The organism is Micromonospora sp. 067-2, from assembly GCF_046549295.1.
GTDB lineage: Bacteria > Actinomycetota > Actinomycetes > Mycobacteriales > Micromonosporaceae > Micromonospora.
In genome coordinates this window covers 237274-261310 of the sequence record NZ_JAJPWB010000009.1, presented here as the reverse complement: position 1 = coordinate 261310, position 24037 = coordinate 237274, and the positions used below count along the sequence as shown (strand labels likewise).

Annotated in this window: 22 protein-coding genes and 1 tRNA gene; 14 read left to right on the top strand and 9 right to left on the bottom strand. The window is 68.5% G+C overall.

What is annotated here, in order from left to right:
- Positions 1-11: 11 nt before the first annotated feature.
- Complete coding sequence (locus ACLJN9_RS22850) at positions 12-2636, bottom strand: fibronectin type III domain-containing protein (RefSeq protein WP_410813537.1); 2625 nt, start codon at positions 2634-2636, stop codon at positions 12-14.
- Positions 2637-2827: 191 nt separating this feature from the next.
- Complete coding sequence (locus ACLJN9_RS22845; protein WP_410813536.1) at positions 2828-5428, bottom strand: hypothetical protein; 2601 nt, start codon at positions 5426-5428, stop codon at positions 2828-2830.
- Between the two features lie 233 nt (positions 5429-5661).
- Here ACLJN9_RS22845 and ACLJN9_RS22840 point away from each other — a divergent pair.
- Positions 5662-5745: transfer RNA gene (locus ACLJN9_RS22840), tRNA-Leu, on the top strand.
- A 19-nt stretch (positions 5746-5764) separates the two neighbouring features.
- Here ACLJN9_RS22840 and ACLJN9_RS22835 read toward each other — a convergent pair.
- A complete protein-coding gene (locus ACLJN9_RS22835) occupies positions 5765-7060 on the bottom strand; it encodes a recombinase family protein (RefSeq protein WP_410813535.1) in 1296 nt (431 codons plus the stop codon).
- On the opposite strand from ACLJN9_RS22835, the gene ACLJN9_RS22830 reads away from it, so the two are divergent.
- Positions 7059-7919 (top strand): nucleotidyltransferase domain-containing protein, encoded by an 861-nt coding sequence (locus ACLJN9_RS22830; protein WP_410813534.1) that lies wholly within the window; start codon positions 7059-7061, stop codon positions 7917-7919. The two genes, ACLJN9_RS22835 and ACLJN9_RS22830, sit on opposite strands and share 2 nt — an antisense overlap.
- A 176-nt stretch (positions 7920-8095) precedes the next feature.
- Here the strand turns inward: ACLJN9_RS22830 and ACLJN9_RS22825 are convergent, their stop codons facing one another.
- Both ACLJN9_RS22825 and ACLJN9_RS22820 read right to left on the bottom strand, forming a co-directional pair.
- Positions 8096-8536: a hypothetical protein gene (locus tag ACLJN9_RS22825; protein ID WP_410813533.1), complete on the bottom strand. Its 441-nt coding sequence runs from the start codon at positions 8534-8536 to the stop codon at positions 8096-8098.
- A complete protein-coding gene (locus ACLJN9_RS22820) occupies positions 8533-9201 on the bottom strand; it encodes a DUF433 domain-containing protein (RefSeq protein WP_410813532.1) in 669 nt (222 codons plus the stop codon). Before ACLJN9_RS22820 ends, ACLJN9_RS22825 begins: the two co-directional genes overlap by 4 nt.
- A 240-nt stretch (positions 9202-9441) precedes the next feature.
- On the opposite strand from ACLJN9_RS22820, the gene ACLJN9_RS22815 reads away from it, so the two are divergent.
- From ACLJN9_RS22815 to ACLJN9_RS22770, 10 genes are all read left to right on the top strand, one after another.
- Positions 9442-9825 carry a hypothetical protein gene (locus ACLJN9_RS22815; RefSeq protein ID WP_410813531.1) on the top strand — a complete coding sequence of 128 codons (384 nt, stop codon included), beginning with the start codon at positions 9442-9444 and terminating at the stop codon, positions 9823-9825.
- A 265-nt stretch (positions 9826-10090) separates the two neighbouring features.
- A complete protein-coding gene (locus ACLJN9_RS22810; RefSeq protein WP_410813530.1) occupies positions 10091-10378 on the top strand; it encodes a GNAT family N-acetyltransferase in 288 nt (95 codons plus the stop codon).
- The gene (locus ACLJN9_RS22805) at positions 10379-10600 is read left to right on the top strand and encodes a hypothetical protein (protein ID WP_410813529.1); all 222 of its coding nucleotides are present in this window, start codon (positions 10379-10381) and stop codon (positions 10598-10600) included.
- Between the two features lie 299 nt (positions 10601-10899).
- Positions 10900-11571, top strand: a complete 672-nt coding sequence (locus ACLJN9_RS22800) for a Crp/Fnr family transcriptional regulator (RefSeq protein WP_410813528.1) — start codon at positions 10900-10902, stop codon at positions 11569-11571.
- A 110-nt stretch (positions 11572-11681) separates the two neighbouring features.
- Positions 11682-12503, top strand: coding sequence for a hypothetical protein (locus tag ACLJN9_RS22795; RefSeq protein ID WP_410813527.1), 822 nt, complete (start codon positions 11682-11684; stop codon positions 12501-12503).
- Positions 12500-14554: a hypothetical protein gene (locus tag ACLJN9_RS22790; RefSeq protein WP_410813526.1), complete on the top strand. Its 2055-nt coding sequence runs from the start codon at positions 12500-12502 to the stop codon at positions 14552-14554. Before ACLJN9_RS22795 ends, ACLJN9_RS22790 begins: the two co-directional genes overlap by 4 nt.
- Position 14555: 1 nt before the next feature.
- Positions 14556-15314, top strand: a complete 759-nt coding sequence (locus ACLJN9_RS22785; RefSeq protein WP_410813525.1) for a hypothetical protein — start codon at positions 14556-14558, stop codon at positions 15312-15314.
- Complete coding sequence (locus ACLJN9_RS22780; RefSeq protein WP_410813524.1) at positions 15311-15820, top strand: Pycsar system effector family protein; 510 nt, start codon at positions 15311-15313, stop codon at positions 15818-15820. Before ACLJN9_RS22785 ends, ACLJN9_RS22780 begins: the two co-directional genes overlap by 4 nt.
- A gap of 236 nt (positions 15821-16056) precedes the next feature.
- The gene (locus ACLJN9_RS22775; RefSeq protein ID WP_410813523.1) at positions 16057-18288 is read left to right on the top strand and encodes an EAL domain-containing protein; all 2232 of its coding nucleotides are present in this window, start codon (positions 16057-16059) and stop codon (positions 18286-18288) included.
- Positions 18285-18611 (top strand): hypothetical protein, encoded by a 327-nt coding sequence (locus ACLJN9_RS22770; protein WP_410813522.1) that lies wholly within the window; start codon positions 18285-18287, stop codon positions 18609-18611. Before ACLJN9_RS22775 ends, ACLJN9_RS22770 begins: the two co-directional genes overlap by 4 nt.
- Positions 18612-19227: 616 nt before the next feature.
- Here the strand turns inward: ACLJN9_RS22770 and ACLJN9_RS22765 are convergent.
- Complete coding sequence (locus ACLJN9_RS22765; protein ID WP_410813521.1) at positions 19228-19494, bottom strand: hypothetical protein; 267 nt, start codon at positions 19492-19494, stop codon at positions 19228-19230.
- 23 nt (positions 19495-19517) lie between these two features.
- Here ACLJN9_RS22765 and ACLJN9_RS22760 point away from each other — a divergent pair, with 23 nt between their 5' ends.
- The gene (locus tag ACLJN9_RS22760; protein ID WP_410813520.1) at positions 19518-20393 is read left to right on the top strand and encodes a tyrosine-type recombinase/integrase; all 876 of its coding nucleotides are present in this window, start codon (positions 19518-19520) and stop codon (positions 20391-20393) included.
- Positions 20394-20663: 270 nt separating this feature from the next.
- Here the strand turns inward: ACLJN9_RS22760 and ACLJN9_RS22755 are convergent, their stop codons facing one another.
- Positions 20664-21437: an SDR family NAD(P)-dependent oxidoreductase gene (locus ACLJN9_RS22755; protein ID WP_410813519.1), complete on the bottom strand. Its 774-nt coding sequence runs from the start codon at positions 21435-21437 to the stop codon at positions 20664-20666.
- 102 nt (positions 21438-21539) lie between these two features.
- Between ACLJN9_RS22755 and ACLJN9_RS22750 the strand changes: the two genes are divergently transcribed.
- A complete protein-coding gene (locus tag ACLJN9_RS22750) occupies positions 21540-22409 on the top strand; it encodes a helix-turn-helix transcriptional regulator (protein ID WP_410813518.1) in 870 nt (289 codons plus the stop codon).
- Positions 22410-22524: 115 nt separating this feature from the next.
- Here the strand turns inward: ACLJN9_RS22750 and ACLJN9_RS22745 are convergent, their stop codons facing one another.
- Together ACLJN9_RS22745 and ACLJN9_RS22740 are read right to left on the bottom strand one after the other, a co-directional pair.
- Positions 22525-22974 (bottom strand): hypothetical protein, encoded by a 450-nt coding sequence (locus ACLJN9_RS22745; RefSeq protein WP_410813517.1) that lies wholly within the window; start codon positions 22972-22974, stop codon positions 22525-22527.
- Positions 22975-22996: 22 nt separating this feature from the next.
- The gene (locus ACLJN9_RS22740; protein ID WP_410813516.1) at positions 22997-24031 is read right to left on the bottom strand and encodes an amidohydrolase family protein; all 1035 of its coding nucleotides are present in this window, start codon (positions 24029-24031) and stop codon (positions 22997-22999) included.
- Positions 24032-24037 lie beyond the last annotated feature (6 nt).

The following is a 24037-nucleotide window of genomic DNA, read 5'->3' as shown; positions in this document are numbered from 1 at the left end:
TTGCCTGGCGGTCAGCAGGTGGGCAGGACGTTGATGGTGTCGCCGCCCTCCAGGTTGAGCCAGGCCCAGGGAATGTAGTTCTTCCCCCTGTAGTTGACCTGCACCCACCAGGTGCTGCGCTTGTCGTTGTTGTAGATGTAGGCGTAGACCTCTTCACCCGACTTCTTGCAGTACGCCTGGAGTCGGGTGCCGGGCTCCGCCCAGCCCACCTGTTTGTCGTTGTCCTGCCGGGTGACCGAGAAGACCTCGTTGCCGTTGCGGCCGCTCACGTCCCTGTTGCAGTACGTCGACTCCGGGCCGGAGGCCCCGTTGCGGCAGGTCGCGATGCCGTACAGGGCGGCGGTGTCCTGCGCCCTGGTCGCGGTGCCGTTGCCGGCGGCGTTGCTCGCGGTCACCGTGAACGTGTACTTCGTGCCCGGCGTCAGGCCCGGCACCGTGATGCTGGAGCACGCCCCGGCCTTCGCCGGCTCGCCCGGCGTACTCACCGAACAGGTGGCCTGACCGCCGCCGGCGTCCACGGTGAACGTGACCGTGGCCGAGGTGGCGGTCGCCGACGACCCGGTGACCGTGACCCGTGGTTGGGCGACCGTGCGGGCCGTGGCGGTGGCCTCCGGGCCGGGCCCGGCCTCGTTGACCGCCTTCACCTTCACGGTGACGTTCTGGCCGTTGCCCAGCCCGGTGACGGTGGCGCGGGTGTCGGTCACCTCGCTGAGACGCCCGCCGACGTCGACCAGATACTTCGTCACCGGACGGCCGTTCGCCTCGGCCGGCGCCCACTGCACCGTGATCGCGCCCGGCTGGTTGGCGACCGTGCCGGCCTGCAGGTCGACCGGCCGACCGGGTGCCGCGAACGGCACGACGGTGTTGCTGACCGGCGAGGCCGCCGAGCCGGCGCCCCTGTCGTTGACGGCCACCACGGTGAACGCGTACTGGGTGCCGAACTCCAGCTCCCCGGCGGCCACCACCAGCTCCGTCTTCGTCGACTCACCGACCGGGGCGTTCGTCCCCGCCGAGCTGGCCGTGACGGCGTATCTCGCGATCGTGTTGCCCTGCCCGTTCGCTGCCGGCCACCTGACCAGCACCGTGCCGTCCGGCCGCTCCTGCGCGGTGACGCTCGCCGGCGGGTCGGGCACCGCGGCCGTCGGGGTCACCGGGTTGCTGCTCCGCGACGGACCATCGCCCTTGGCGTTCACCGCGTGCACCGCGAACCGGTACGTCTCGCCGTTGGTCAGGCCCTTGACCTCCACCGAACGCTGGTTGGCGCCCACCTCCAGGCGCTGGCTGGCGCCCTCCACCACGTACCTCATGATCTCGGCGCCGTTCGCGGCGGCCGGCCGCCAGCTCACCCGGGCCTGCGCGTTGCCGGCGGCGGCGGTGACGCTGCGCGGCGCGCTCGGCTTGCCCACCCGGGGCTTCTTCGGCGGTGGCGGCGGCGCAGGCGCCGGCGGCGGATCGCCACCGAGCACGTCGTTGGCGTACTTGTCGACCTCGCGCATCTGGTTCTTGTCATCCACCACCCGCGCGGTCGCCGAGTCGGGGGAGTTGATGAACAGGTGGTTCTCCCGTACCTCCAACTCCAGTGGCCCGTCGGGGCGACCCCGGACGGTGTCGACCAGTTGACCACCAGCGTCGAAGGAGTAGATCGTGCCGGTCGCCTCGTCGGCGCAGTAGAACCTGCCCGCCCAAGCCACCGCCGGGCTGAGCCGGTCACCGGTGCCCGGCACCGTGAACGCCCGCTCCTCGCCGGCGTCACCCACCACCACCACGCGCCGCTCGGCGGGCACGGTCACCGGGACCCGAGAGCCACTGGTGCGTGCCGGCAGTCCCGCCGGCCCGGTCAGCGTCAGCGAGGTCGGGCGCACCTCACCGCGCTGCACCCGGACCAACCTTCCGGCGGTACGGTCGAGCACCGCCACCCCGTCGTCCAGGGTGGAGACGACCAGCTCGTGACTGGCCTCCGCGACGTCGTACGTCTCGACCCGCTCCGGGCTCAGCCCGCCGCCGGCCGGCGCCGCAGAGGCCGGCGCGGACGGTAGCTTCGCCGCGGTGACCGCCGACACCGTGCCCTCACTGGGCACCGCGATCCAGAGGCGGCCCTTCCCGTCGAAGGCGCCGCCGGTGATGCCCGGGGGATAACGCACCGGCTCGCCGACCGGCGTCAGAGAACGCGGGTCGAGCTGCCGCACGATGCCCTGCACGGCGTCGACGACGAACGCCGCGTCCTCGTGCAGAGCGACGCTCACGCCCAGGCCCGGCGTGGTCGGGGTGGTCGCGGTGAGCTGCAGCGTGGCCAGGTCGAGTGAGCTGACCTGCCCGGTTTGCAGGTCACGCAGGATCAGCAGCCGGTCGGTCTGGGCGACCTGCATCGGGTGGCGGCGGGCGCCGGGCACCTCGGTGCGGGTGTCGACCCGCGCGGTGACCCCGTTGACCCGCGCCAGCTCGCTGCGTGCCGCACTCCACAACCAGGAACTCGCGTCGTAGTTGGCGACCGCGTTGTCCGCCGCGCCCAGCCCCAGGACGGTCAGCCCCATGGCGGCCACCAGCGCGGTCACCGTGCCGACGGTCACCAGCCCACCGCGCAGCCGGGACCGCGAACGGGGGGCGTCGGTCTCCACGGCATCGTCGATGCTGGCCACAGCCGGCTGCCTCCCCTGAGTCGTGGCAGGTGCGCGCCTCGCGGCGACCCCTCCCCTGAGCCGGGTGCCATCATATGGCGCTGCTGGTGGCGGGGGAACCCGCACGGTCACCCCTGTGGATACCGAGCGTGTGCGTTGTGGACGCGCAGCTCAGTTCCGGTCCGCCCGCGCGGCGGCCGGTCTGGCCACAATCAGCTCGGCGGGGTGGCCCGCTCCCGCCTCGTGCAGACCTGTCCCGAGGTGGCGAAGCTGTCGGTGGAGTAGACCGCCAGCACGGTGAAGCAGTAGTCCACCCGGGAGCTCAGCCCGTTGATCGTGTGGCTGGTCCGACCCGGGTCCACGGTGGCCAACACCCCCAGCGCCTGTCCTGACCGGCCACCGGCGACCATGAACGGCACCGCACCGTCGGAGGGGTCCGTCCAGGTCAGCGTGATCGTGACCAGGTCGTCCCGGAGCTTCAGGTCACCCGGTGCGGGCCCCGCCGCCGTGAGTGCTGTCGCCGTCGGGGCCGTCCCGGCCGGCGGCGGCGGGTCATCGCGGGTCAACACCACCGCACCCAGGCCGGCGACCGCCAGCACTGCCACCCCGGCCGCCACCACCGCACCGATCAGCGTCGCCCGGCTCCGGCCCGCCGACCGGCCCTCATCGGCGTACGTCGGCCGGTACCCGTCCTGGTCCGGGTGGTACTGCTGGCCCGGGTACACCTGCCCCGGGTGGTACTGCTGGCCCGGGTACGTCTCGTGGGTCTGGTACGACTCCTGGTTCGGGTACTGCTCGCGGGTTGGATACGGCTCCTGGGCTGGGTATTGCTCGTGGCCTGGGTACGGCTCGTTGGTCGGGTGCGGCTCGTGCGGTGGGCGGCCCTCGGGGATCGGTCGGGGGGCCGGGGTGGTCGGGTTCGGCCGGGCGGTGGGCGGCTGGCCCTTGCCGCCGTCCGGCCCGATCGGGTCGCCGCTCGTGGGTCGGACGGGTGGGATCACCTCAGTCGGTGCCGAGGCCGGGGCCGGCTGGTGCGGCGGCGCTGCCACGGCGTTGACCACGCCCGGATCGACCCCACCGTCGGTCCCGGTCTCGTCCACGGCCGTCGCAGACCGGTTCGCCTGTTCGGCGTCGGGCGTGGGCAGTGGTCGCGGGGGCGCGGTGCGGGCCCACGGTGGCGTGGTCAACCCCCACGGCGGTACGGGTGGCGCGCTCACCGGAGGCGCTGAGACAGGGTGACCGTAACCGGGCGGCCCCGACACCGGGTGGGGCTGGCCCGGCGGTCCGGATACCGGGTAAGGCTGGCCCGGCGGTCCGGACACCGGCTGGGGCTGGTTTGCCCCTGAGGCTGGCCGGTCGTAGCCGGGCGGCCCGGAGACCGGATACGGCTGGCCCGGCACTCCGGACTCGGGCTGGCCGTACCCGGCCGGTCCGGAGACCGGGTAGGGGTGCCCGGGTGGCGCGGAGACGGGCTGGGCATAGCCAGGAGGCCCGGACACCGGGTACGGCTGGGCGGGCGGCCCGGACACCGGGTACGGCTGGGCGGGCGGCCCGGACACCGGGTACGGGTGTGCGGGCGGTGCGGAGACGGGTTGGGGGTGACTCGGCGGCCCGCTCGCCGGTGCCACCGCTGCGCCTGCCGCATCGGCTGACCCACTCGCATCGACCCCCATGGCGGCGAGGCGGGCGGCCTCCTCGGCCAGCAGCGGTTCGATCTGGCGTACCTGAATCGTCGGGTTGTCCCAGCCAGGCGCGGAACCCGGCGGCACCGCTGGAGCGGTTGGCGCGACCGTCGACACCTGGGCCGGTGACGCCGACGCAGGAGACGGCGCCTCGACCGGGGTGGGGTTCGGTCGATCGACCGTCCGCTGACGAGGCGGTACCGCCGTGCCGGACGGTTGCGGACGGGACGGTGGCTGGCCGACCTGGTCCGCCGGTCTCGTCAGCTGGCCGTCCTTCGGCGGCCGGGGCGGTAGGGGTGCGGCCGGTTCAAGCTGCTGCTCCGCGGCGCGCGGGCGCGGCGGCACGGGAGGTGCGAGGGTCGTGGGCCGCGGGTCGAGCCGCGCCGGCGCGACGGAGGACGGCACCGGCCGCGCCGCCGGTTGCGGCGACACAACCCGGGGGGCGTTGGCCGCTACCGGGGGCGGGCCGGAAGCCGTCTGTTCCCGTACCACCGGTCGGGTGGACCGCGGCGTGGTCGGCGGTTGCGGCGGAGCCCATGGTGAAGCGGCGGTCGGCCCGCGGTCCGCCGCCGCCATCGCGGCCAGGGTCGCCAGGGACAGCGTCGGGCCGGACAGCGCTGACCGGGTGCCGGGATCAGTCGCGACGGGTGCCGAGGTCTGGTCGGGCGCCGACGGCGAGCCGGTCTGCTCGGCCGGCCCTGGTACAGGGTCGCCGAGGTAGTGGCGGGCGGCGCGTACCGCCGGATGGTGCTCCCCGAGCACGGCGGGCCCGGCGGTGGCCACGCGGGTGTAGTTGCGACGAGCCTCGTGCCGGTTGCCCAGTTCCTCGGCGACCTCGGCGAGCTCGAAGGCGAGCGCGAGCATCACCGGGTCCGAGTGTTCCCAGCGCCGCTCACCCGCCGCGAACGCCTCCTCCAACACCCGACGGGCGCCGAGCGGGTCGTCCGCCTCCCGGTGCAGACGGGCCAGCAGGTGCGCGGTGTGCAGCACCTCGGGATGGCCCTCGCCGAAAGGCGGTCGTGCGGAAACGACAGCCTCCGCGAGCAGCTGCCGAGCGGCGCTGAGGTCGCCCGCGGTGCGCAGGGCGAGGGCCCGGTGCTGGGCGGCCGCCAGGGGAGAGGGATGGGGCACGTGGCAATGCTGCCGCCAGAGGGCCGCCCGACGCTACCCGGACACGCCTTCGGCGGTGCTTCGGCGACGGCTGGGCAGCCGGGCTGAGCAGCGATGTGAGCAGCTTGATGGCGGGGCCGAAGGCGATGTGCATGATCCACGAGTGCCGTGTACAGTAACTCCCCGTGCGGCCCGCCGGGCCGACCATCGGGTGGAAAGATCATCCAGGTCGGCGAGGTAGGCTGAACGAGCAGGTCCGGGTGGCGGAATGGCAGACGCGCTAGCTTGAGGTGCTAGTGCCCGTATAGGGCGTGGGGGTTCAAGTCCCCCCTCGGACACATCATTACCACATATAGATCATGATCCGCGCAGGTTGGCCTGCGCGGATCTTTCTGTGGTTGGTGTGCAGTGCTCATGGTCGCAGACGATGGTGATCTTCCTCTTGTGCAGGAGTGCGACCAGGTCATGGGGAGTCTGGATGCCGCCGGGGAGGCGGGGATGGTCGGCCAGTCTTGCGATGAGGTGGTCTTCCCTGAGGTAGAGGATCTTGCGTCGGTGATTAGAGGACTGTTGGGTGCTGGTGTGGCCGTGGCGGCATCGGTAGCCGGGGCGTTGGTTGATCCAGTGAGATTCCAATCTTCGGCCGCAGGGTCCGCAGCGCAGTAGGCCGGTGAACAGGTAGCGGCGGGTGGTGCCGTCGTGGGCGCTGCGGTGGGAGCGGATGGTTTGGACGGCGACGAAGTCCTGTTCGCTGACCAGCGCGGTGTGGGCCTGTTGCGTGGAGACCACCCAGTCCACGGTCGGGTTCCGCCGGATCGGTTCTCGCTCCGAGCGGCTAGCGTCGGCGTCGTTGTCCGCGGATTGCCGGTTCCAGACCTGCCGACCCGTGTAGCGAGGGTTGGCGAGGATCGCCGCGACCGTTCGTAGGGTCCACCGGTCGCCACTGCGGTGGGGATTGCGGCCGGGATCGACGCCCGACGGGCACGGTATCCCGGCGTCGTTGAGGGCGCGCGCCATGCTGGCGAGACTCTGGCCGTCCAGGCGTTGGGCGAACATCCACCGCACGTGTCCGGCCGTGGCCGGATCCGGTTCGAGGCGTTGAAGCCGGCGACCCCATCGCGCTTGGGCGGCGTTCGGATGAGGGCCGGCGTCGGTGAGTCGGTAGCCGTAGGGCGGCCGGCCTCCGAGATACCGTCCCTGCTCACGCGCTTGGGTCCGCATCGCCGTGACGACCCGGAACCGGGCGCGCTGCACCTCACGTTTCGACTGGGCGCCCAGCATCATGATCAGCGCCTGATGGGCCGGGTCGTGGTGATCGACAGGCCCCTCCGTCTCGGGCAGCCACAGCTCCACAGCGTGCTGTTCGAGCACGGGAGTCAGGTGCTGCAGCTGATTGGCGGAGAACGCCCGCTCGTACTCGCCGACCACGATCGCGTCGAACCCGCGATCTGGATCGTCGAGCGCGGCCAGCAGCGCGGCGGCCTGCGGACGCTGTAGGAGCCGCCTGGCACATAGGGGATCGGGCAGCTGATCATTCTGGCGATCACTTTGATGCTGCGGCCCGCGGTGAACAGCGAGTGAGTAGGGCATCGTTGATCTGCGTGCCTGGAGCAGCTCGACGAGCGGGATCAGCGATGTGACTATCAGTGGCATGAAGAGACAACGGGCGGCGCTGCTTGTCGAGCAATTCCTCGAGCGTCTTGGCCAGCTGCAGGACGAATGGCCGCTTCGGTTGGTGACCGAGGTGTACGTGTTTGGTTCGTTTGCACGGGGGGCTCCGGAGCCGGCTGACGTTGATCTGGATATCGAATTCGATGGGACTGATTGGCAGTTTGCGAGTGAGAGGGCCCAGGCGCTCAGTGCTGGCCGGGATCCGCTCGGAGACTTGCGCCGGCCGCTGGTCGGCCGGACACGGGGATGTCAGTTGGTCTACAACATGCGGACGCGGGCGGATTTCGACCTAACGCTGTTGTGGCGCCGAGGTGACGACCTGAGCGTCGCTCTGAATCGGCTGCGTGGCATCGCGGTAGATCCGACGGCGGCCCGTGCCCCGCGGGACGCGATGAGCCCCGAGTTTGAGGGGCTTGACCGGTGGTTGCCGCGACCGGTGCGCGAGCAGCTTCTCGAAGCGGTAGCCATGCGTGCGATCGAACTGGAAAGAGTGGCTCTTGAGGACCGCGTCGTGGATAGCGCTGCGAGTGCGTCGTACCTGCGGAAGAGATGGCAGCCCGGCGGTGTGTCGTTCAGAGCGGGGCAAGCCGTGCTCGCCCACTACGAGCGGCAGGGGGTGGACTCAGGATCTATTCACCTGCATGGGCAGGACGTCCGAGGCGAGGTGACACCGTACTTCGCTGGCTTCGGGCTGCGGTACCTGTCGTCGGCGCCCCGATGCCTTGCCGACTACGACGGTGTGGAGTGGCTTGAGGTAGTCCGTCCGACACTACGTGGCGAACTGACGGCATTGCGGATCCGCCCGCTTGACCGAACGCGCCTGCGCAAGTTGCGCTGGTAGGGCTGAGCTGCGATGACATGGCCAGGTGCAGCGACCCTCTGACAATCGTCGTGGCGTTGAAGTGCAGCAGGAAGCTGGTACGCAGGTATGCCGGGCCAGGCCCGGCTTCGGTGAGTCCGACAGCGGGGAGATCCGTCGGCCAGTTGCAGGTGGAGGACGTCGGATGACGGGCGGCGCTAAAAAAGCGAGATTTTGCGCATGCCGGTGCGGGTGACGCCGTAGATGAAGGGTGCCGGTTCCGCCGCGCAGCGCTCGATGTCGCGCCAACGACTCATGACCACCTCGAGCTGGGCGAAAACGCTGGACGCGTCCTCGCCGGTGAGCGCGATCATCTTTGCCGCATGGTCTCGCACTGCGGCGATCTCCAGCCGATGTTCTTGTATGTGGCGGTCGCGCGTGATGATTAACCAGCCCTGTCGGGCTACCTCCGGGATCCACACGGTGTCCTTCACCGCGGGGCTAGCGATCGGGCAGGGCGGCCGGTGCCGCTTGTGGATCACTGCTCCGGGGTCGCCGGGGTAGGTGATGTCGGGGCGTAGTCCTGCGAGAACCCGTGCGAGACCCAGTAGGTCAGCGTCGAGGTAGTAGCGAACCTCAGCGGGTTTGATCCGGCTCACGCCGCTCGCTGGGAATTCTCGTATGCCAGCGCCCACCGGACATCGGCGATGTCGAGTTGGTAGGTCTCGGCTATCTCGCCGACGTCGAGGCCGACTTCGTCCTGCTCCCAGATCGTTTCGGTGCTGATGCCCTTGATCGACGGCCGGCCGAAGCGGACGTCCGGCAGGATGCGCACGGGCGACTGCGGGTTGGGGTCTGGGCGCCAACCGGCGGCGAGGTCACCGTCCCACGTCACGCGCTCCCAGAACGCGGCTGAGGGTGGTGTGAGCAGCAGTTGGCCGCCGACGACAGCCACTAGGCAGTAGTCCGGGTCGAGGCCAGCGGCGGTCTGGGCTTCGAGAACTAGTTTGCGGCCAGCGACGTAGGGACGACGGTCGGCAAGGGGGTAGGGGACGTCGAACCGCTCTCGGAGCAGGTCGATGAAGGCCCGCAGTTCCACCATTGGCACTCGGTGGGTTCGGCGATACTCACGCAGCAGGCCAGCCTCGACGAACTCGGCCCACGTCACGGAGCGGCCACCGCGCGGTTCGGTGCGCAGGATCGGTTTGTAGCTTTTGCCTCGCCGTTCGTCGCCCTCAAGCCAGTAGTGCAGCGTCGACTGAGCGACGCGCAGCAGCCGCGCCGCTTCGGCCTCAGAGAAGACTTCACGCTCAAGGACGCTCACCACGTCGACAGTCTCGCACGACACCGACGGGTCTTCCGGTCGCGCTCGGACTTGGCGCGCGTCGCACGCCTCAAGCCATGACAGCGAAGCAGCATCATGGACCGCTCGTGTGCCGAGGGGCGCGGCCGGTGGACTCGCCGTCATCGTGCTGGTCGTCGTTAGGCCTGATCGCAGCATCCGAACTTGACAATCACGTACGTCTGAAGCAAGCTAAGAGCTCAGAAGAAGAGATGGGAAGTGGTGGCTGTGGAGATCACCCTAGTGATTGACGACGAACTCGTCGCTGACGGGCTGCGTGGTAAGGAACCCCTACGAGTGCGAGTCGTCGTTGACGTCGCCGACCAGTCGAGCGCGCCGGCGCAGCCGGTCGGTCCGCCGAAAGGTCCGCTCGCGCCTCTCATGGCCCGCGGGGACCTCCAGGTGGGGGAACGCCTTTACTGGCGTCGACCTCGCCTTGGTAAGACCTTCATCGCTGTCGTTCTGGCATCGGGAGAGCTGGAGATCAACGGCCGCCGCTACCAGTCACCCTCCGACGCCGCCAGTGCCTGCGCAGGGGGAGCGGCCAACGGCTGGACTGCCTGGCGCCGCGAGCGAGACGGGACGCCGCTCAACAAGCTCCGGTGAGACAGCCCACGCCAACACCGTCACCGCGATAGCCGAAACTCTGTCGGTTGATCACCACAGGCATTGAGCCATTTCCAAGCTGACTTGCAGCTCAGTGTGGGTGCGCAGCGCAACGTTCGCTCGACTGCAGGGGACGTTGAAACAGCGCCAGGGCAACATAAGCGGTCACAGCTGGCCACTACAAGCTGGTCCTGCCGGACATCGCAGAATAGCTGGTGACCGCTCAGACTGTGGGTCCCACCACTGGTGCCGTACCCCCGGAAGAATGGTCATGATCAGGTTAGCCAGGCAGGAGGACCTGCCGGCCCTCCGGGACATCGAGCGCGCCGCCGGGAAGGCGTTCGCCGACATCGACATGGCGTTCGTCGCAGATGACGAACCGCCGTCGATCGAGACGCTGCGGACCTTCCAAAAGGACGGCCGGGCGTGGGTAAGCGTCGATCGGAATGATTACCCGGTCGCTTACCTGATCGCGGACATCATCGGCGACGACGCACACATCGAGCAGGTCTCCGTGCATCCGTGCTACTGCGGGGAGGGGCTCGGCCGCTAGTTGATTGAGCATCTCGGCGACTGGGCGCGCGAGCGCGGTGCCCGGGCGCTGACCCTTGCCACCTTCACCGAGGTGGTCTGGAACGGCCCATACTACGGACGATGCGGCTTCCGCCAGCTGGACGACTCGGAACTGACCCCGGGCCTGCGGGCCGTCCGCGCCGGCGAGGCCGCGCACGGGTTGGATCGGTGGCCGCGAGCCACGATGCGGCGCGAGGTTTGACGAACGGACGGCCGAGGCTGGAGACCGCCGGGCGTATTTGGCCCCTGCCGGTCGCATTGTGATGGCGGCTGCCCTTTGTCGGTGTGTTCCGGAGGGGCACCGCACCGCCTCTCGTCTATGTCACGGGCCGCCACCTCCCTGAGCAGGTTGGGCGGTCCCGCCGCCCTCGGCGCCGGCGACTGACTGCCTCCGGCCAGTCCGGCGGAACTTCGGCGCCGCCTCAGCGTGATGCCGCAGTTTCGGGCGGAGGGGCCAGCTCGAGGGTAGGCCGAAGGGAATCTACTCGTTACCTTCTGTGCGTGGACGTTGACGACCTGTTCGCCAGCAGTGGCGGTCTCGCTTCATTTCTTTCGACAACCGACTGGGCCACGATGTGCTCGCTCGGCTCCCGGTGCCTCATGGCCGCCGACTACCCGTTATTCCGACAGGGCGACGAGGGGGAGCACGCTTACGTGATCCTTAGCGGCGCGGTCAAGGTAGTTCGTGGCGAAGCAGCAGGTAAGAGCGCGATCCTGACGATTCGCGGGGCTGGCGACGTCGTGGGCGACCTGGCTGTGATGGACGGTGGCCGCCGCTCCGGAACGGTTTCGACGCTGACCCCCATGGTGGTCCGGGTGGTCTCAGGGGCGAGTTTCAAACGGTTCATCGAGCGACCCTCCGTCACCGCCGCCTACGCCCAGTATATCGTCAACCGCCTCCGACAGTCTGACGTCCAGCGGACCGAGATCGCCATCCTTCCGGTACGGCAGCGCCTAGCCCGGGCACTGCTCCGGCTCTACGTGACGGCTGACGCCGCCGGTGGCCAACGCGCCTTCGAGTTGCCGCAACAGGATCTGGCAGAGCTAATCGGCGCGTCCCGGAACGCCGTCGTCCTCGCGCTCGGGGTTCTCCGCGCCGAAGGCGTGCTGGACACCCATCGCATGCGGGTATCGATCCTCGACGTCGATGCACTGCACCGGCAGGCCGGATGACGCAGTGATTGATAACCGCGTCACCTCTGCTGTGCACAGTGGTGGGCAGCGCTACCCAAGCGGGCCGGACACGATTGCCTTCATTCGGCCGCCTGCGAAGGGAACGCGACATGGAGCAGTCACCCCCGTTCGAGCAGTCCCGCCCGCTACCGCCGTACCGCGCGGTGTTGGCGGTCGACGCGAAGGGCTTCACAGACCTGCCCGGCTGCACGCACGAGAACGTCTCCCGCACCATTCACCGGCTCGTAGGGGACGCGATGCGGGATGCCGGGTTGGACGCGGAGTGGTCGAGTCCCGAATTCTACGGCCCAACCGGGGACGGCCTGGCCGTGGGCTTGCCCACCCGGATACTCCCGTATCTCGTCCATCCCTTTCCGGCCATGCTCCAGAATCGTCTGGACGACCACCGGCGCCAACACCCGGGGGAGGAGCCTCTGCGGTTGCGGGTGAGCCTGCACGTGGGTCCCCTGCCGACTGACCCGGCGGCAGTGGGGCAGGGGGGCAATGGGACAGCACGTAACGAGACGCACCGACTACTGGACTCCGGGGTGGTCAAGAGCGCGCTCACGGAAGCCAAACCGCGCATCACCCTAGTTGCCATGATCGTCTCGGACCGGGTCTTCCACGACGTGATCAGTGCTGGTTACTCCGGTCTGCACCCGGACCACTTCGTCGACGTGGAGGCCCGGGTGGAGGGCAAGGCGTTCGCGCAGCGTGCGTGGCTGCACCTACCCACCCCGTCGGGCGCCTGGCCGGTGGGCCGGACGAACGAAGCGGAACCCACATCGGAGTCTCAGTCCCCGCCAGGGCTCGCCAACCGGCCGTCGCAGCAGCCGGTGGGCACCAACTACGGGCAGGTGGTCGGGGGTGGGACCGTGCACGGCGGAATGCACCAGTCCTTCGGCGGTAACTCCCTCGGGAGCCGATCGTGAGCCCCGAAGAGACTGTGGCTCTCGCCGAGGACGACCGGCTCGAGGAGGACCTCTACCCGGAGGCTGTCAGCGGCATCAACGTCGGGCAGGTGATCACCGGCGGCACCGTGCACGGCGGAGTGCATCAGACCTTCGTCGAGAACAAGCTGATCAACGAAGCCATTCGCCGGCACCATCTGCTACGGGCCTATGTCGAACAGGTAGTGCGGTCACTCGCGCCACGCAGCTACCGACTGGCCAGCCAGGGCCAGGATCTCACTCTCGACCGAGCCGCCGCATCCCGCCTCGTCGGCGACCAGCCATGGGTGGTGGTGCTGGGCCCGGCCAACTCCGGGCTGCGGACCGCCGCGGTCGCGCTGCTGTACGAGTCGAGCCAGGCGGGGCGGCGATTGGAGGAAATTCTGATCGATGAGGAGCGGGGACGCCCGTTCGCTGCGGCGGAGCTTCCGGCGGAACGGGGGGTGACATACCTGTTGTGCCTGCCGGACCAGCGGGAACGGGTGAGTCCCGACCTGGGCCGCCGGTTGCAGGCCCACGCCGCGCACCTGGCGACCCTGGACGCGAATCTGGTGGTCGCGGCGACCCCAGCCGTCTGGGCCGTCGCCGGCGGCGTCGGGACCGTCACCCTCTTTGAGGTCCCGCCCCCAGAGGTTGCGGAGGTGGTACGTCGCGAGTGCGCAGTGCACGCCGTCGACGCTTCCGCCATCATCGGGAATCCTGCCATCGGCGACTTGTTGACCCGAGCCACGGTAATGGACGCTATGCGGCTTACCGGGATCATCGTGACCGCCCTCCGTAACCATCCCGAGCATGACGTGACGAAGCTCGTCGAGGAGGTGTGCGGGGCCTACGGTGACTGGGACGACGTCCTGGCCAACTGGTTCAGCGGAGCCGAGAGTGTCCGGCATCGGCTGTTCCTCGTCGCAGCCGCCCTGCTCGAGGGAGAGCCACCGGCAGAGGTGCTGGACGCGGTTAACTCGCTCGGGCGGACCCTCGGTGACTTGCCCTCCGCCCGCTCCGACGGGCTCGCGGAAGTCGGACTACGGGCGCTGATGAGCGAGATCAAAGCCGAAGTGGTGGACGGTGGGCTCCGGTTCGAGCGGGCGAACTACGGCGCGGCAGTACTGACCTTTCTGCACGGTGATCGCTCTGCCTGGTTTCACAAGAAGCTGTGGGAGTGGGCCATGGACCTGCCGTTACGGCGAAACGACAATCGGCAGACCCGGCTGGCCGAGCGGATTGTCGGGAATCTGGTGGCCATCGTGTTGCGGAGCCGGGACACCCGCCCGCTGGTGTGGCTGAATCGCTGGACCGGACGGCCGAATCTGCGGCCCCACGTGGTGCAGGCCCTGACGGCCAGCGCCATGAGCGATGAGGTGGGAGCTGACGTGCGGAGCCTGCTCTACCGCTGGTCGCGCTTGGAGCGTGCGAGTGACCAGTCCCTCTGCACCATCGCCGAGGTCTGCTCAGGTGAACTCGCCCGGCTCTATCCCCGGGTGTCGCTGACCCGTCTGAGCCACATCGCCCACCGTGATTCTCCGGTGGTCCGGGATGCGATCGTGACTGCGGTGAGCCGGCTCTGGGAGATACCCCGGCTACGCCCTCGGATCGTCGAGGCGGTTACCAACTGGTCCGAAGGCGAACCTGGTGGTCGTACGAAAGCGGCTTGGGCCGTGTTCGCAGCGCTCGCCTGCAGTGAGGCTCATCCGGTGTTGCTGACCTGGCATGACGAGTTGTCGCGCATCGGGCTCGTCGGGGTCGTGGCCCGACTCTTCGATCAGATCGAGGTCGATGACGTCCGTAGGGAGTTCGGCGAGAGTCTGCTCGACGCGGCGCTCTCGTCCGCCGCTAGTCGGATCCGGATTGTCGAGTTCCTCGGGGACGTGGTGCGTCGTGGGGACGGCGGGACCCGCCGTCTCGTGCGCCTCTCCAAGCTGACGTTCGCGTGGCAGCCGGTCGATCACGACGTGATCAGCCCGGATCGGCGTGACGTGCGCGACCACATCGTCGAGAGCCTGCACCAAGTCGATCCGCTCACCGTAGGAGCATAAGATGCGTGATCTCTTGCGGGGTCTCTCCCGGGAGTGGACGTCCGGGAATGAGAAGCACCCCCCCTTCCCGGCCCCGTCACACACGTTCGAGGCCACGCTGGCTAGCGCTCTGCCCGGCGCGAATTTTCAGGCGGTGGTGACCATTGAGTGGCGGGGACGTGAGCCGGAGGCCGAGGCCAAGGTTCGTGCCTTTGCCTGGGACCACCTCGCCCGGTGGGCTGCCCCCCGGCGCGTCACGGTTGCGAGCCACCTGGCTGATCTAATCAATGTCAGGGGCATCACCGAGATTGCCGTGCCGCAGACCAGTCTGGTCCTCACTCATCTGCGTGTCCGGATCACCGTGTCTCCCGAGGCGCTTGCCGCTACCACCGCATGGGAGGAGGCCGAGCGACGCGCGACCCTGGAGAAGCAGCGTCGGGGAGACGAACTGCGTCAGCTTCGGTGGCTGCGTGACGAAATCTTCGGCAGGCCGGACATAGCTCGGATGTACTGGCATCTCCACCACCCGGCCGATCTTCGGTCCATGACGGACCCTCTCTTCGATACGATCGCCGCTCAACTTGGCGGTGATGAGCGTGTGACCGCGTCCCCGCAAGTCGAGGAGGACCCAATCGGTGTGCTCATCGGAAAGTTTGTCGCCGGGCTCAATGCAGACGAGCGCCGGCACCTAATCAGCCAGCTCGACCGAGTGTTCCGTAGCTTCGACCGCACGGACCTCGCCAGCCAGCTGGGGAACCCGAGTGACCGAGTCGAGTCGTGACGGGGACGCTCCGGTCCTCCGGTTTGCAGAGCGAAGCGGGATGGAACGCCCTCCAACAACTACACGAGACGATCCGTTTCGCCGACGTGAAGGCGGCTGCGGTCCTTGCAGCCGCCGGGCTCCTGGGCGGCAGCCTGTGGTCCGGCCAGGACTCCCTGACCGTGACGGGTCCGGCCTGGTCGCCGGTGCTCCCGGTGTTCTCCGCGGTAGCGGCCGCGGCGAGTGCGCTCCTCGCGTTGCATACGCTGATGCCGCGACGACAGGCGGCTGCGTCGGAGCCTCTGTACCACTTCGCGTACGTAGCCGAGCGTTACGGACGCAACAGCCAGGGATTCGTAGACGTTTGGTTGGCAACCACAGTCGATGAAGACGCCACCGCCAGGATGCTGGCGGGACACGTCTGGGCGGCGCACATGGTGGCGAGTCGCAAGTTCGCCTATGTCACGTGGTCGATCCGACTTCTGGTGCTCGGAGTGTTGGCCTGGCTCGTGGCCGGGCTGGTCTGACGAGTCAGCCGGTGTCGCCGAACCCGGTGGCGGGATTGCGTCAGGTATGGCCCAAGCCCGGGGGCAAGGCGGGAAGGCTGGGTGCCTCCGGCGCTAGGAGCGCAGCCGACCGCGGCTGGACGACCGACGGTACGCGTGGCAGCGCCGCAGCTACATGACGGAAATCTGACCTACCACTCAGGGCGGTGTGCGCACTGGGTTCTCGATAGGGTCACTCGGAGCGTCGAATCAAACTCATGCTGTCACTGGCGGTGGGACGTCTTGGGGGGTTGATGGCACCGAGCAGACGGTGGGCGGTCCTTATCGGGGTCGACCAGTGCGGCCTCGACTTGCAGCTACCGGCGCTCCGGTTTGCCGAGAGCGATGTGCTTGCCGTGCGCGACGTGCTGCTGGACCAGGAAATCGGCACCTTTGACGACGGCGCGGTGAAGATGTTCGTCGGCCCAGATGCCGGCTGGCGCCAGATAAAGGTGTTTCTCCGCGACCTGGCGCTAAAATCAGAGCCATCGGACGTGCTATTCGTCTATTTCGCCGGCCACACGCTGGTCCCGCAGTGGAGTGACCAGCTCGACGCCTACTTGGTAACGGCTGATCTCGATCCGGGAACGCTCGCCCGGGAGCCCGACCATGGCCTACGGATGTCCTTCCTCAAACGAGACATCTTCGACGCCTTCGCAGGTGCCTCGTTCTTGGTGCTCGACTGCTGTCACGCAGGGGCTTACGCCGAGGCGGACCGACGTAACGCCAAGGTTCTGCTGTCGTACGCAGAGGCGGTGGACCGCCCTCGCCACAACGCCCTACTTGCCTGCCCCAGCGAATCGATAACTCGGGAGATGCCCGAGTACGGGCACGGAACGTTGACCCACCACGTGTTGCGGGCCTTGCGGGGCGCGGCCGGCGATGAGATGGGGCGGGTCTCGTTCGCGCGGATGGCGACATTCGTAGCCGCGCAGGGCATGGAGCCGCCACCGGTGCACACCGCGCACGTCTACGGGGCCACCACGATACTCACTCAACCACCCGTGTCCCGGCACGATCGCCAGGCTCTCAACAGTCCAGCGAATCCGGGCATCTTACGCCCGTGCCTCAACCCGCTTGAGGACCAGACCAGCTCGATCCGGCAGCTGCTGGATCGGCTGTTCCGCACGGGCGTGCGCTCGGCGCCTCAGGCACCTCAGGGTGGACGCGATGGACGAGTCGAGTTCGTCCGGCATGCGCTCGACGCGGAATCGGCCGCGGTGGTGCAGTTCGTCAGCGGCAACTTCAGAATCGTCGACCAAACGGCGCAGTTCGACAAGGATACGTTGTCGCCGATGCTGGAGATCGCCGCTGCCGACGGTGCAAAGCACCCGAGGGCGACGCCGGGATACGTCGTCTCCCACGGCGTCAGCCGCCGAATGCTCTGCGTGCCCCTGTCGATCGAGGGCGACCGTACCCTCACTCTTGCCGTGGTCGACCCGGCCCCTGCTCAACTCGACATGGGAGAACCGCTGGCGGTGATGCTCCGGGCGGTCTGGGGCACGGATCCGGTCGCCGACCCGGTGCAGGCGGAGATGACCGTCCTGACTGCCCTGCGTACCTCGTTCGGTCGACTGCCGATCAAGCTGTACGACGATGCCTTCAGCCTGTACCAGCAGCTCATCGGGTCGATCGTCATGGTGTTCGAGCCGGTGGTCGAATTGGACCAGCGTGCAACAGGTGTCAGTGTCCAGAGTTTCGAGGCGCTGGCCCGGCGCCACGAACGTGATCGTCGCGCTCCCTGGTCCACGCTCCGGATGGCGCACGACTGGGGTGACCGTTTCGTCGTGGAGCGCGACTCCATTCTCGTGGCCAAGTCGATCCACTCCTACGCCGAGGCCGATGCCGCCACCGGACGGCAGGGAACCAAACCGCTCTCGGTCAACGTGGCGGTTCGCTCGCTTCTCAGTGACGCGTACTTACATCACGTGAACAAAGCCCTGGGCGAGGCGGGCTTGAATCCTCGGACCCTCACCCTGGAGATCTCGGAGCAGGACCCGATCACTCCGGAGCCGGGCGAGCGATGGCCACAGGAGCCCCTCGTCTACTTCCACAACCGGCTCACGAGGCTCGCAAGAGAGCTACGGATCAGCTTCGCGGTTGACGACTTCGGGGTCGGCTACGCATCGGTGGCGAGGATGGCCGAGCTGCCACTGACCCAGATCAAGGTCGATCGGGCAATACTGCACCACCCCTTGGCGTTGGAGGAACTCACGCTCGTGACGCGAGTCGCCCGTTACGCCAGCGATCAGGGGCAGACGGGACAGCCGAGGACCGTTATCGTCGAGGGATTCGACGACGATGCGCCGATCAGCCTGCACGAGATCTTTCGGCTTGGTATCCACCATGTGCAGGGGTATTTCAGTGGCGCGATCGCCTCGACGTCGTTGCCAGAACTCGAACCGACGGTTCAAGACAGGATCGCTTCACTCGTCAGAGGAGAACAGTGACCAGCGTCAAGCTACTGCTGCCGCGCGAAGTGATCGACGATCTTGATCTTTCCTATGAAGGAGTCCGTGACGGGGGCGCAATAACTTTGGCGATCGAGGGCGTCGCCGTGCTGGCAAACCTTGCCACACTGGCCACCTTGCAGCCACAGCTCGATGCCTTGGTCACCGCGCTACGTAACTGGCGCCTTCGTCATCACCGAGAGCCGGCCGTGTTGACGGTCGAGGGGGCAGGGATCAGTCTGCGGATCGAGTTGCCGCCCAACATGGACCGGGCAACTGTCCTCCGACAACTTGAATCGTTGCTCAATGAGAAGAGTGGGTAGACGCATCCGAGGGATCGCCAATCAGGCGGCGCACGGTCAATTTCAGCGGACCGGAGGCGTCTGGGCGGCAACTGCTTGATGACGGCTTGCCCGCGTTTTAAATGAAGCGGTCCAGAGAGGTGTTGCCCGAGCCGACGGGCATCAGCGGATGCTCCTGCTTGGTCGCCCTCATGCTTACGCTCAGCAATGCTGGCACCGGCTTGAGCCAATCCCGGCCGTGCCGTAACCTATGAGCATGCGCACCCTGAATGGCGCACAGGTGATACGTACAAGTGTTCGAATCTCCCCTCGGACACCGGTATTCGTGGAGATTGGCGAGAGATCAACCGATCTCTGCGAGTCTCCAGACGAAGGCACGGAGCATCCATGTTCCTAGCGAACATCGGGGGCTGTTCCGCCTGAGCTGATGCTCGTGCGACTGTGCTGGTGGCAGCGATGAGTCGCGGACGTCGCCTTCAGCGCTGGGATGTTGAGCACCCGTCGAAGCGCTCATCCCCACTCCGTTACCGGTCATGCTGCCGGAGCCGGCGTCCCCGCCGACACTGCCGCCACCTGCGGTCCGGGCAGGCGACCATGTTCTGTTCGACGTGGCCCGCCCTGACGCGGCGGGCCACGGTCACCGCCGCCCGCTGCTGCGGCCCTGGGCTGGACACCCGGCCTCGCCCTGCACGTTGACGTGGTGCACGCCGCCGTGGTCATCACGCCAGCGCCAGACGGTGCGCACGTCGTGGGCACCCGAGAGGAACTGCCGCTGCCGGCCGCCGTCCGCCACTTCTGCGGCATCACTCCGGGCGATCTGGTGCTCCTGGGCGCCTTCCCGGGTCGGGATCTGATAATCGTGCAACCTCCAAACACTGTCGCCGCAGACCTGGCGGGCCCGCACGCCCGCATCCTCGGAGAGTCCCGATGAACGCTGACCCCGACCGCGTGACCACCGCCCCCGCCCTGCTGAAGTACCTTGGGCTCAGCCCCACTGATCTCACGGGTCCCGATACGCCTTCGGTGCCAACAGTCGCCGAATACCTGCCCATTGTTGAAGCTGCCGCCAGCCCAGGCACGCGGCGCACATACGGCAGCTCCTGGTGCCGAATGGCAGTAGCCCTGGGGGAGCGGCGTATTGACGTGGTGTCTGCCAGCGACCTCGAAGCCCTCATGCGACAGGCCGCCGCCGGCGCCCGCCCTCGCCGCAACTCCCGCAACGGCAGGCTTGCCGGTGAGCACCTCGTCGCCGCCGCCCGGGCCTTTTATAACCGCGCCATTGCCGACGGCTACCTGACCGTCGTGGACAGCCCGGCCCATCGGGTCCGCAAACCTCGTCGGCTGCCCAACACCCGCCGCGCTCTCACCCCTGGCGAACTGTCCGATATCAACGCCGCCGCGCGCAGCGGCGGCAAAGACATCGTCCTCGACGCTCTGCTGCTGCGTCTGCACACCGAAACGGCCTACCGGCGCAGCGGCACACTCGCGCTACGCCTGGTCGACTTGGACACCGACCACGCGCTGATCCGGTTGCGCGAGAAGGGCGGCACGCAACGCTGGCAGCCCATCACACCGATGCTCGCCAGCCGGTTGAGCGACTACGCCCGAGCCCGCGGCGCCGTCGCACCGACTGATGCGCTGCTGCGCTACCGCAACGGCAACCCACCACCTACCGCCGCTACGACCTTCTGTGGAACCGCATCGGACGGCAGCTACCGTGGGTCGCCGCCCGCGGCATCTCCACCCACTGGCTACGCCACACCACCCTCACCTGGGTCGAGCGGCACTTCGGCTACGGGGTAGCCCGGGCCTACGCCGGACACACCGACAGCCGAGGACCCGCCGCCACCACCTACATCAAGCTGACCTGCACGCCGTCGCCACCGCTCCGGCAGCCCTCACCGGCCAACCCCACCCGCTGGGGCGCCGCGCCGATGCCGGTGAACGTGTGCGACGCGGGCTGCGGGCATGGTGTCCGAGTTGGCACCGTGCGTGCCCGCGGGATGAGAATGAAAACGGTCGGGTGCTCGGTAGGTGATCAGCGCTGCCGTCCATCAGCCTGCACGGCTGGACTCAGCCGGAGCGGGTCGCCGTGATGCCTCCGTCGACAGCGATCTCCGCGCCCTGGACGTAACCGGCGCGCTCCGAGAGCAACCACGCCACCGCGTCGGCGATTTCGTCGGGGGTCCCGGGGCGTCCGGCGGGAGTGCCGGCGGTCATCTGAGCGATGACGTCGCCGTCGGATGCGTTGATCGGGGTACGCGTTGCCCCGGGGGAGACGGTGTTGACCCGCACACCGCGGGGGCCGAACTCCGCAGCCCAGCTGCGGGCGAGTTGGATCTCGGCGGCCTTGGTCGCGGAGTACAGCCCGACGATGGGGTGCCCGACGTGGGCCATCCAGGAACCGATGACGACGATCGCGCCGTGACCGCGTTCGGCCATTGCCGGGGCCAGTGCGGCGGTGAGGACGTGGGGGGCGCGGACGTTTACCGCGAGCGTGGCTTCCAGGTCGGTGTCGGTGAGGCTTACGGTGTCGACGGCCGGGCAGAGGGCGGCGTTGTGGACCACTGCGTCCAGTCGCCCGCCGGCGGCCTCGACGACGACCCGGGCGAACTCCCGCAGCACCTCGGGTGGGCTGGTCAGGTCGGAGGCGACGAACACGGCGTGTCCACCGCTGCCCTCGATGTCGGCGACGACGGCGGCACCGCGAGTCTGATCGCGGCCGGTGACGACGACGCGCCATCCCTGCGCGGCCAGCGTCCGGGCGGTGGCGGCACCGATGCCGCTGGTGGAGCCGGTGATCAGGACGGTGCGGGTCTGCTCGGCGAGAGTCTCGGTGGAGGTCATGGTCACCATCCTCACGGTAGGCGCGCTGCCCGCACCAGGGCGCGTTATGCCTGGTCACGGCATGACCAGGCGCGCATCACGGTCCGCTCCTACACTGCCAGAGTGCCTGCTGATCGTGCTGCCCTGGGGGCGTTCCTGCGGTCTCGGCGTGACCGCCTGACCCCCGCCCAGGCCGGTATCGAGGCGTTCCCCGGCGCGCGGCGGGTGCCGGGTCTGCGCAAGGAAGAACTCGCCGTGCTCGCCGGGTTGAGCCCGGATCACTACAGCCGCCTGGAACAGGGACGCCAGCACACCGTCACCGATGAGGTGGTGCGGGCGTTGTCGCGGGCGCTGCAGTTGGACGAGATCGAGTCCGCCCATCTGCGGGATCTGGCCGCCCCGACCTCGAACCGGCGGTGGGCGGGGCCGGAGGTCGCTCAACGACCCGACCCGGGGATGCTGCGCCTGATGGGGGTGCTGAGCCATGTTCCGGTGCTGCTGCTGGGGCGCCGTTCGCAGGTCCTGGCGCGCAATGGGCTGTTGAGCGCGGTGCTGGGGCCCGCTCTGGAGCCGGGGTCGTCGTTCGCGCGGTGGCTGTTCCTGGACCCCGACGCGCGGGTGCGGATCGTGAACTGGCCCGACTTCGCCGCCGCCGCGGTCGGGGCGCTGCGCTACGAGGTGGGACGCCACCCCGACGATCGTCGACTCGTCGATTTGGTGCAGGAGCTGCGCCGCGGCGATCCCGACGTCGCGCAGTGGTGGGACGACCAGCGGGTCACCTTCCGTTCCTCGGTGACCAAGCACGTGGCCCACCCGACGGTCGGACCACTCAGCTTCGGCATCGAGTCCGTCATCGGCCCGCACGACCCCGAGCAACGCCTGGTCGTCTACACCGTCGAACCCGACTCACCCACGGCGCGGGTGCTGCCCATACTGGCCAGCTGGATGGCCGAGGCGCAGGCGTCCCTTACCACTGGCGGATCAACCACCTAGACGAGTGTGCCGAGGAGAGATTGACCGCAGTTTCGCAAGGTTCTCGAACTGTTAAGAGCTGAGGGCTTTCCGTCGGGTCAGCTCGGAATACGCTAGACCAACTGCCGCCGATAATCTATCGGCGAATTTCGATGAGAAGGATCCAGGCGTAGTAGGTGGCGACAACCAACCCCGCTACGATCTCCAGCGTCAGCCAGTACAGCCCTCCGCCGGCTTCGACGACGAGGGAGGCTCCGGCGATGACGGCCGGGATAGTCGCGACGGCGCCGAGGCTTACCCGGCTGAGGTGCCATCTGAGCTTCTGTTCCGCGGAGTGACTGCGGAAGACGGAGATGAGTACCGCCGAGGTGAGGGCGATGCCGACGACGAGGATCTCGCTGCCGAGCAGGACGCGGGACTGACCGGGGGTCAGGCCGATGACGCATAGCAGGACGAGTCCGATGAGGATGCTCAGCGTCTGCGCGGCGAGCGCCGGCAGCACGGTGTGCCGCAGGACGTGTTCGTGGTTGAGAGACACCGCGACGAAGATCAGTCCGGCGAGGGCGGCCGAGGCGCCGCCGGCCATGATGAAGAGTTCATGCCAGAGATCAGGTTCGTATCCCATGTGTGTCTCCGTGATTGTGGCTGTTCGGGTGAAGGTTCAGCAGGTGGTGTGCCGTGGTGCCGCCGAGAAGTTCCGCGTGGTCGTGGCTCAGGTCGGCTGCGGTAAGCCGTTCCAGCGGATCCGAGACACCCATATCAAACGGATAGTCGGTGCCCATGGCTACGCGGTCGGCTCCCACGGCGTCGATCAGTGCGCGTAGAGCCGCTGGCGCGTACACCAGCGAGTCGAACCAGAGCCTGCGCAGATAGGCACTGGGCGGTTGCCTGCAGGTCCGCGCGTCGGCCCGAGCGTGCCAGGCGTGATCCAGGCGGGCGATCCCCGCGGGCAGATAGCCACCGCCGTGGGCGGCGAGCAGCCGCAGCCGGGGGTGCCGGTCGAGGGTGCCGTCGAGGATCAGCCGGCTGAGCGCGACGGTCGTCTCGATGGGGTTGCCGATGGTGTTGGAGAGGTATCCAGCGTTGAGACGATCACCAAGGCTGCAGCCCCAGGGGTGGATGAAGACGATCGCGTCGAGCTCCTCGGCGCACGCCCAGAAGTCGTCGAGCGCGGGATCGCTGAGTTCCGCCGGGCCCGCGTGCGAGGAGATCTGGACTCCGCGCAGTCCCAGGTTGATGGCCTCGCGGAGGCTGTCGGCGGCAAGGTCGGGGTGGTGCAGCGGCGCGGCGCCGAGGCCGTGTAGGCGTTCCGGCGCGTGCGAGCAGTGGGTGGCGATGCCGTTGTTGACGGCGCGGCTGTACCGGACAGACAGGGCGGAGTCGGCCCACTCATGCTGCACCGGCAGGGGACTGACGAGCTGGACGTCGATGCCTGCGGTGTCCATCGCGGCGAGGCGGTGCGCGGGGTTGGTGAGCGCGCCGTAGAGGGCGGTGACCTGCCGCCGGTTGGCCTCTGCCGAGGTTGTCCCGGCGGCGCGGGCCTCGGACGCCTGGGCGACCGCCAACGCGGGTTCACCCCCCATGAGGCCTTCGGCTTCTGGGATCAGCGCATGGGCGTGGACGTCGACCGTGGTGGTGTTCATGGGTCT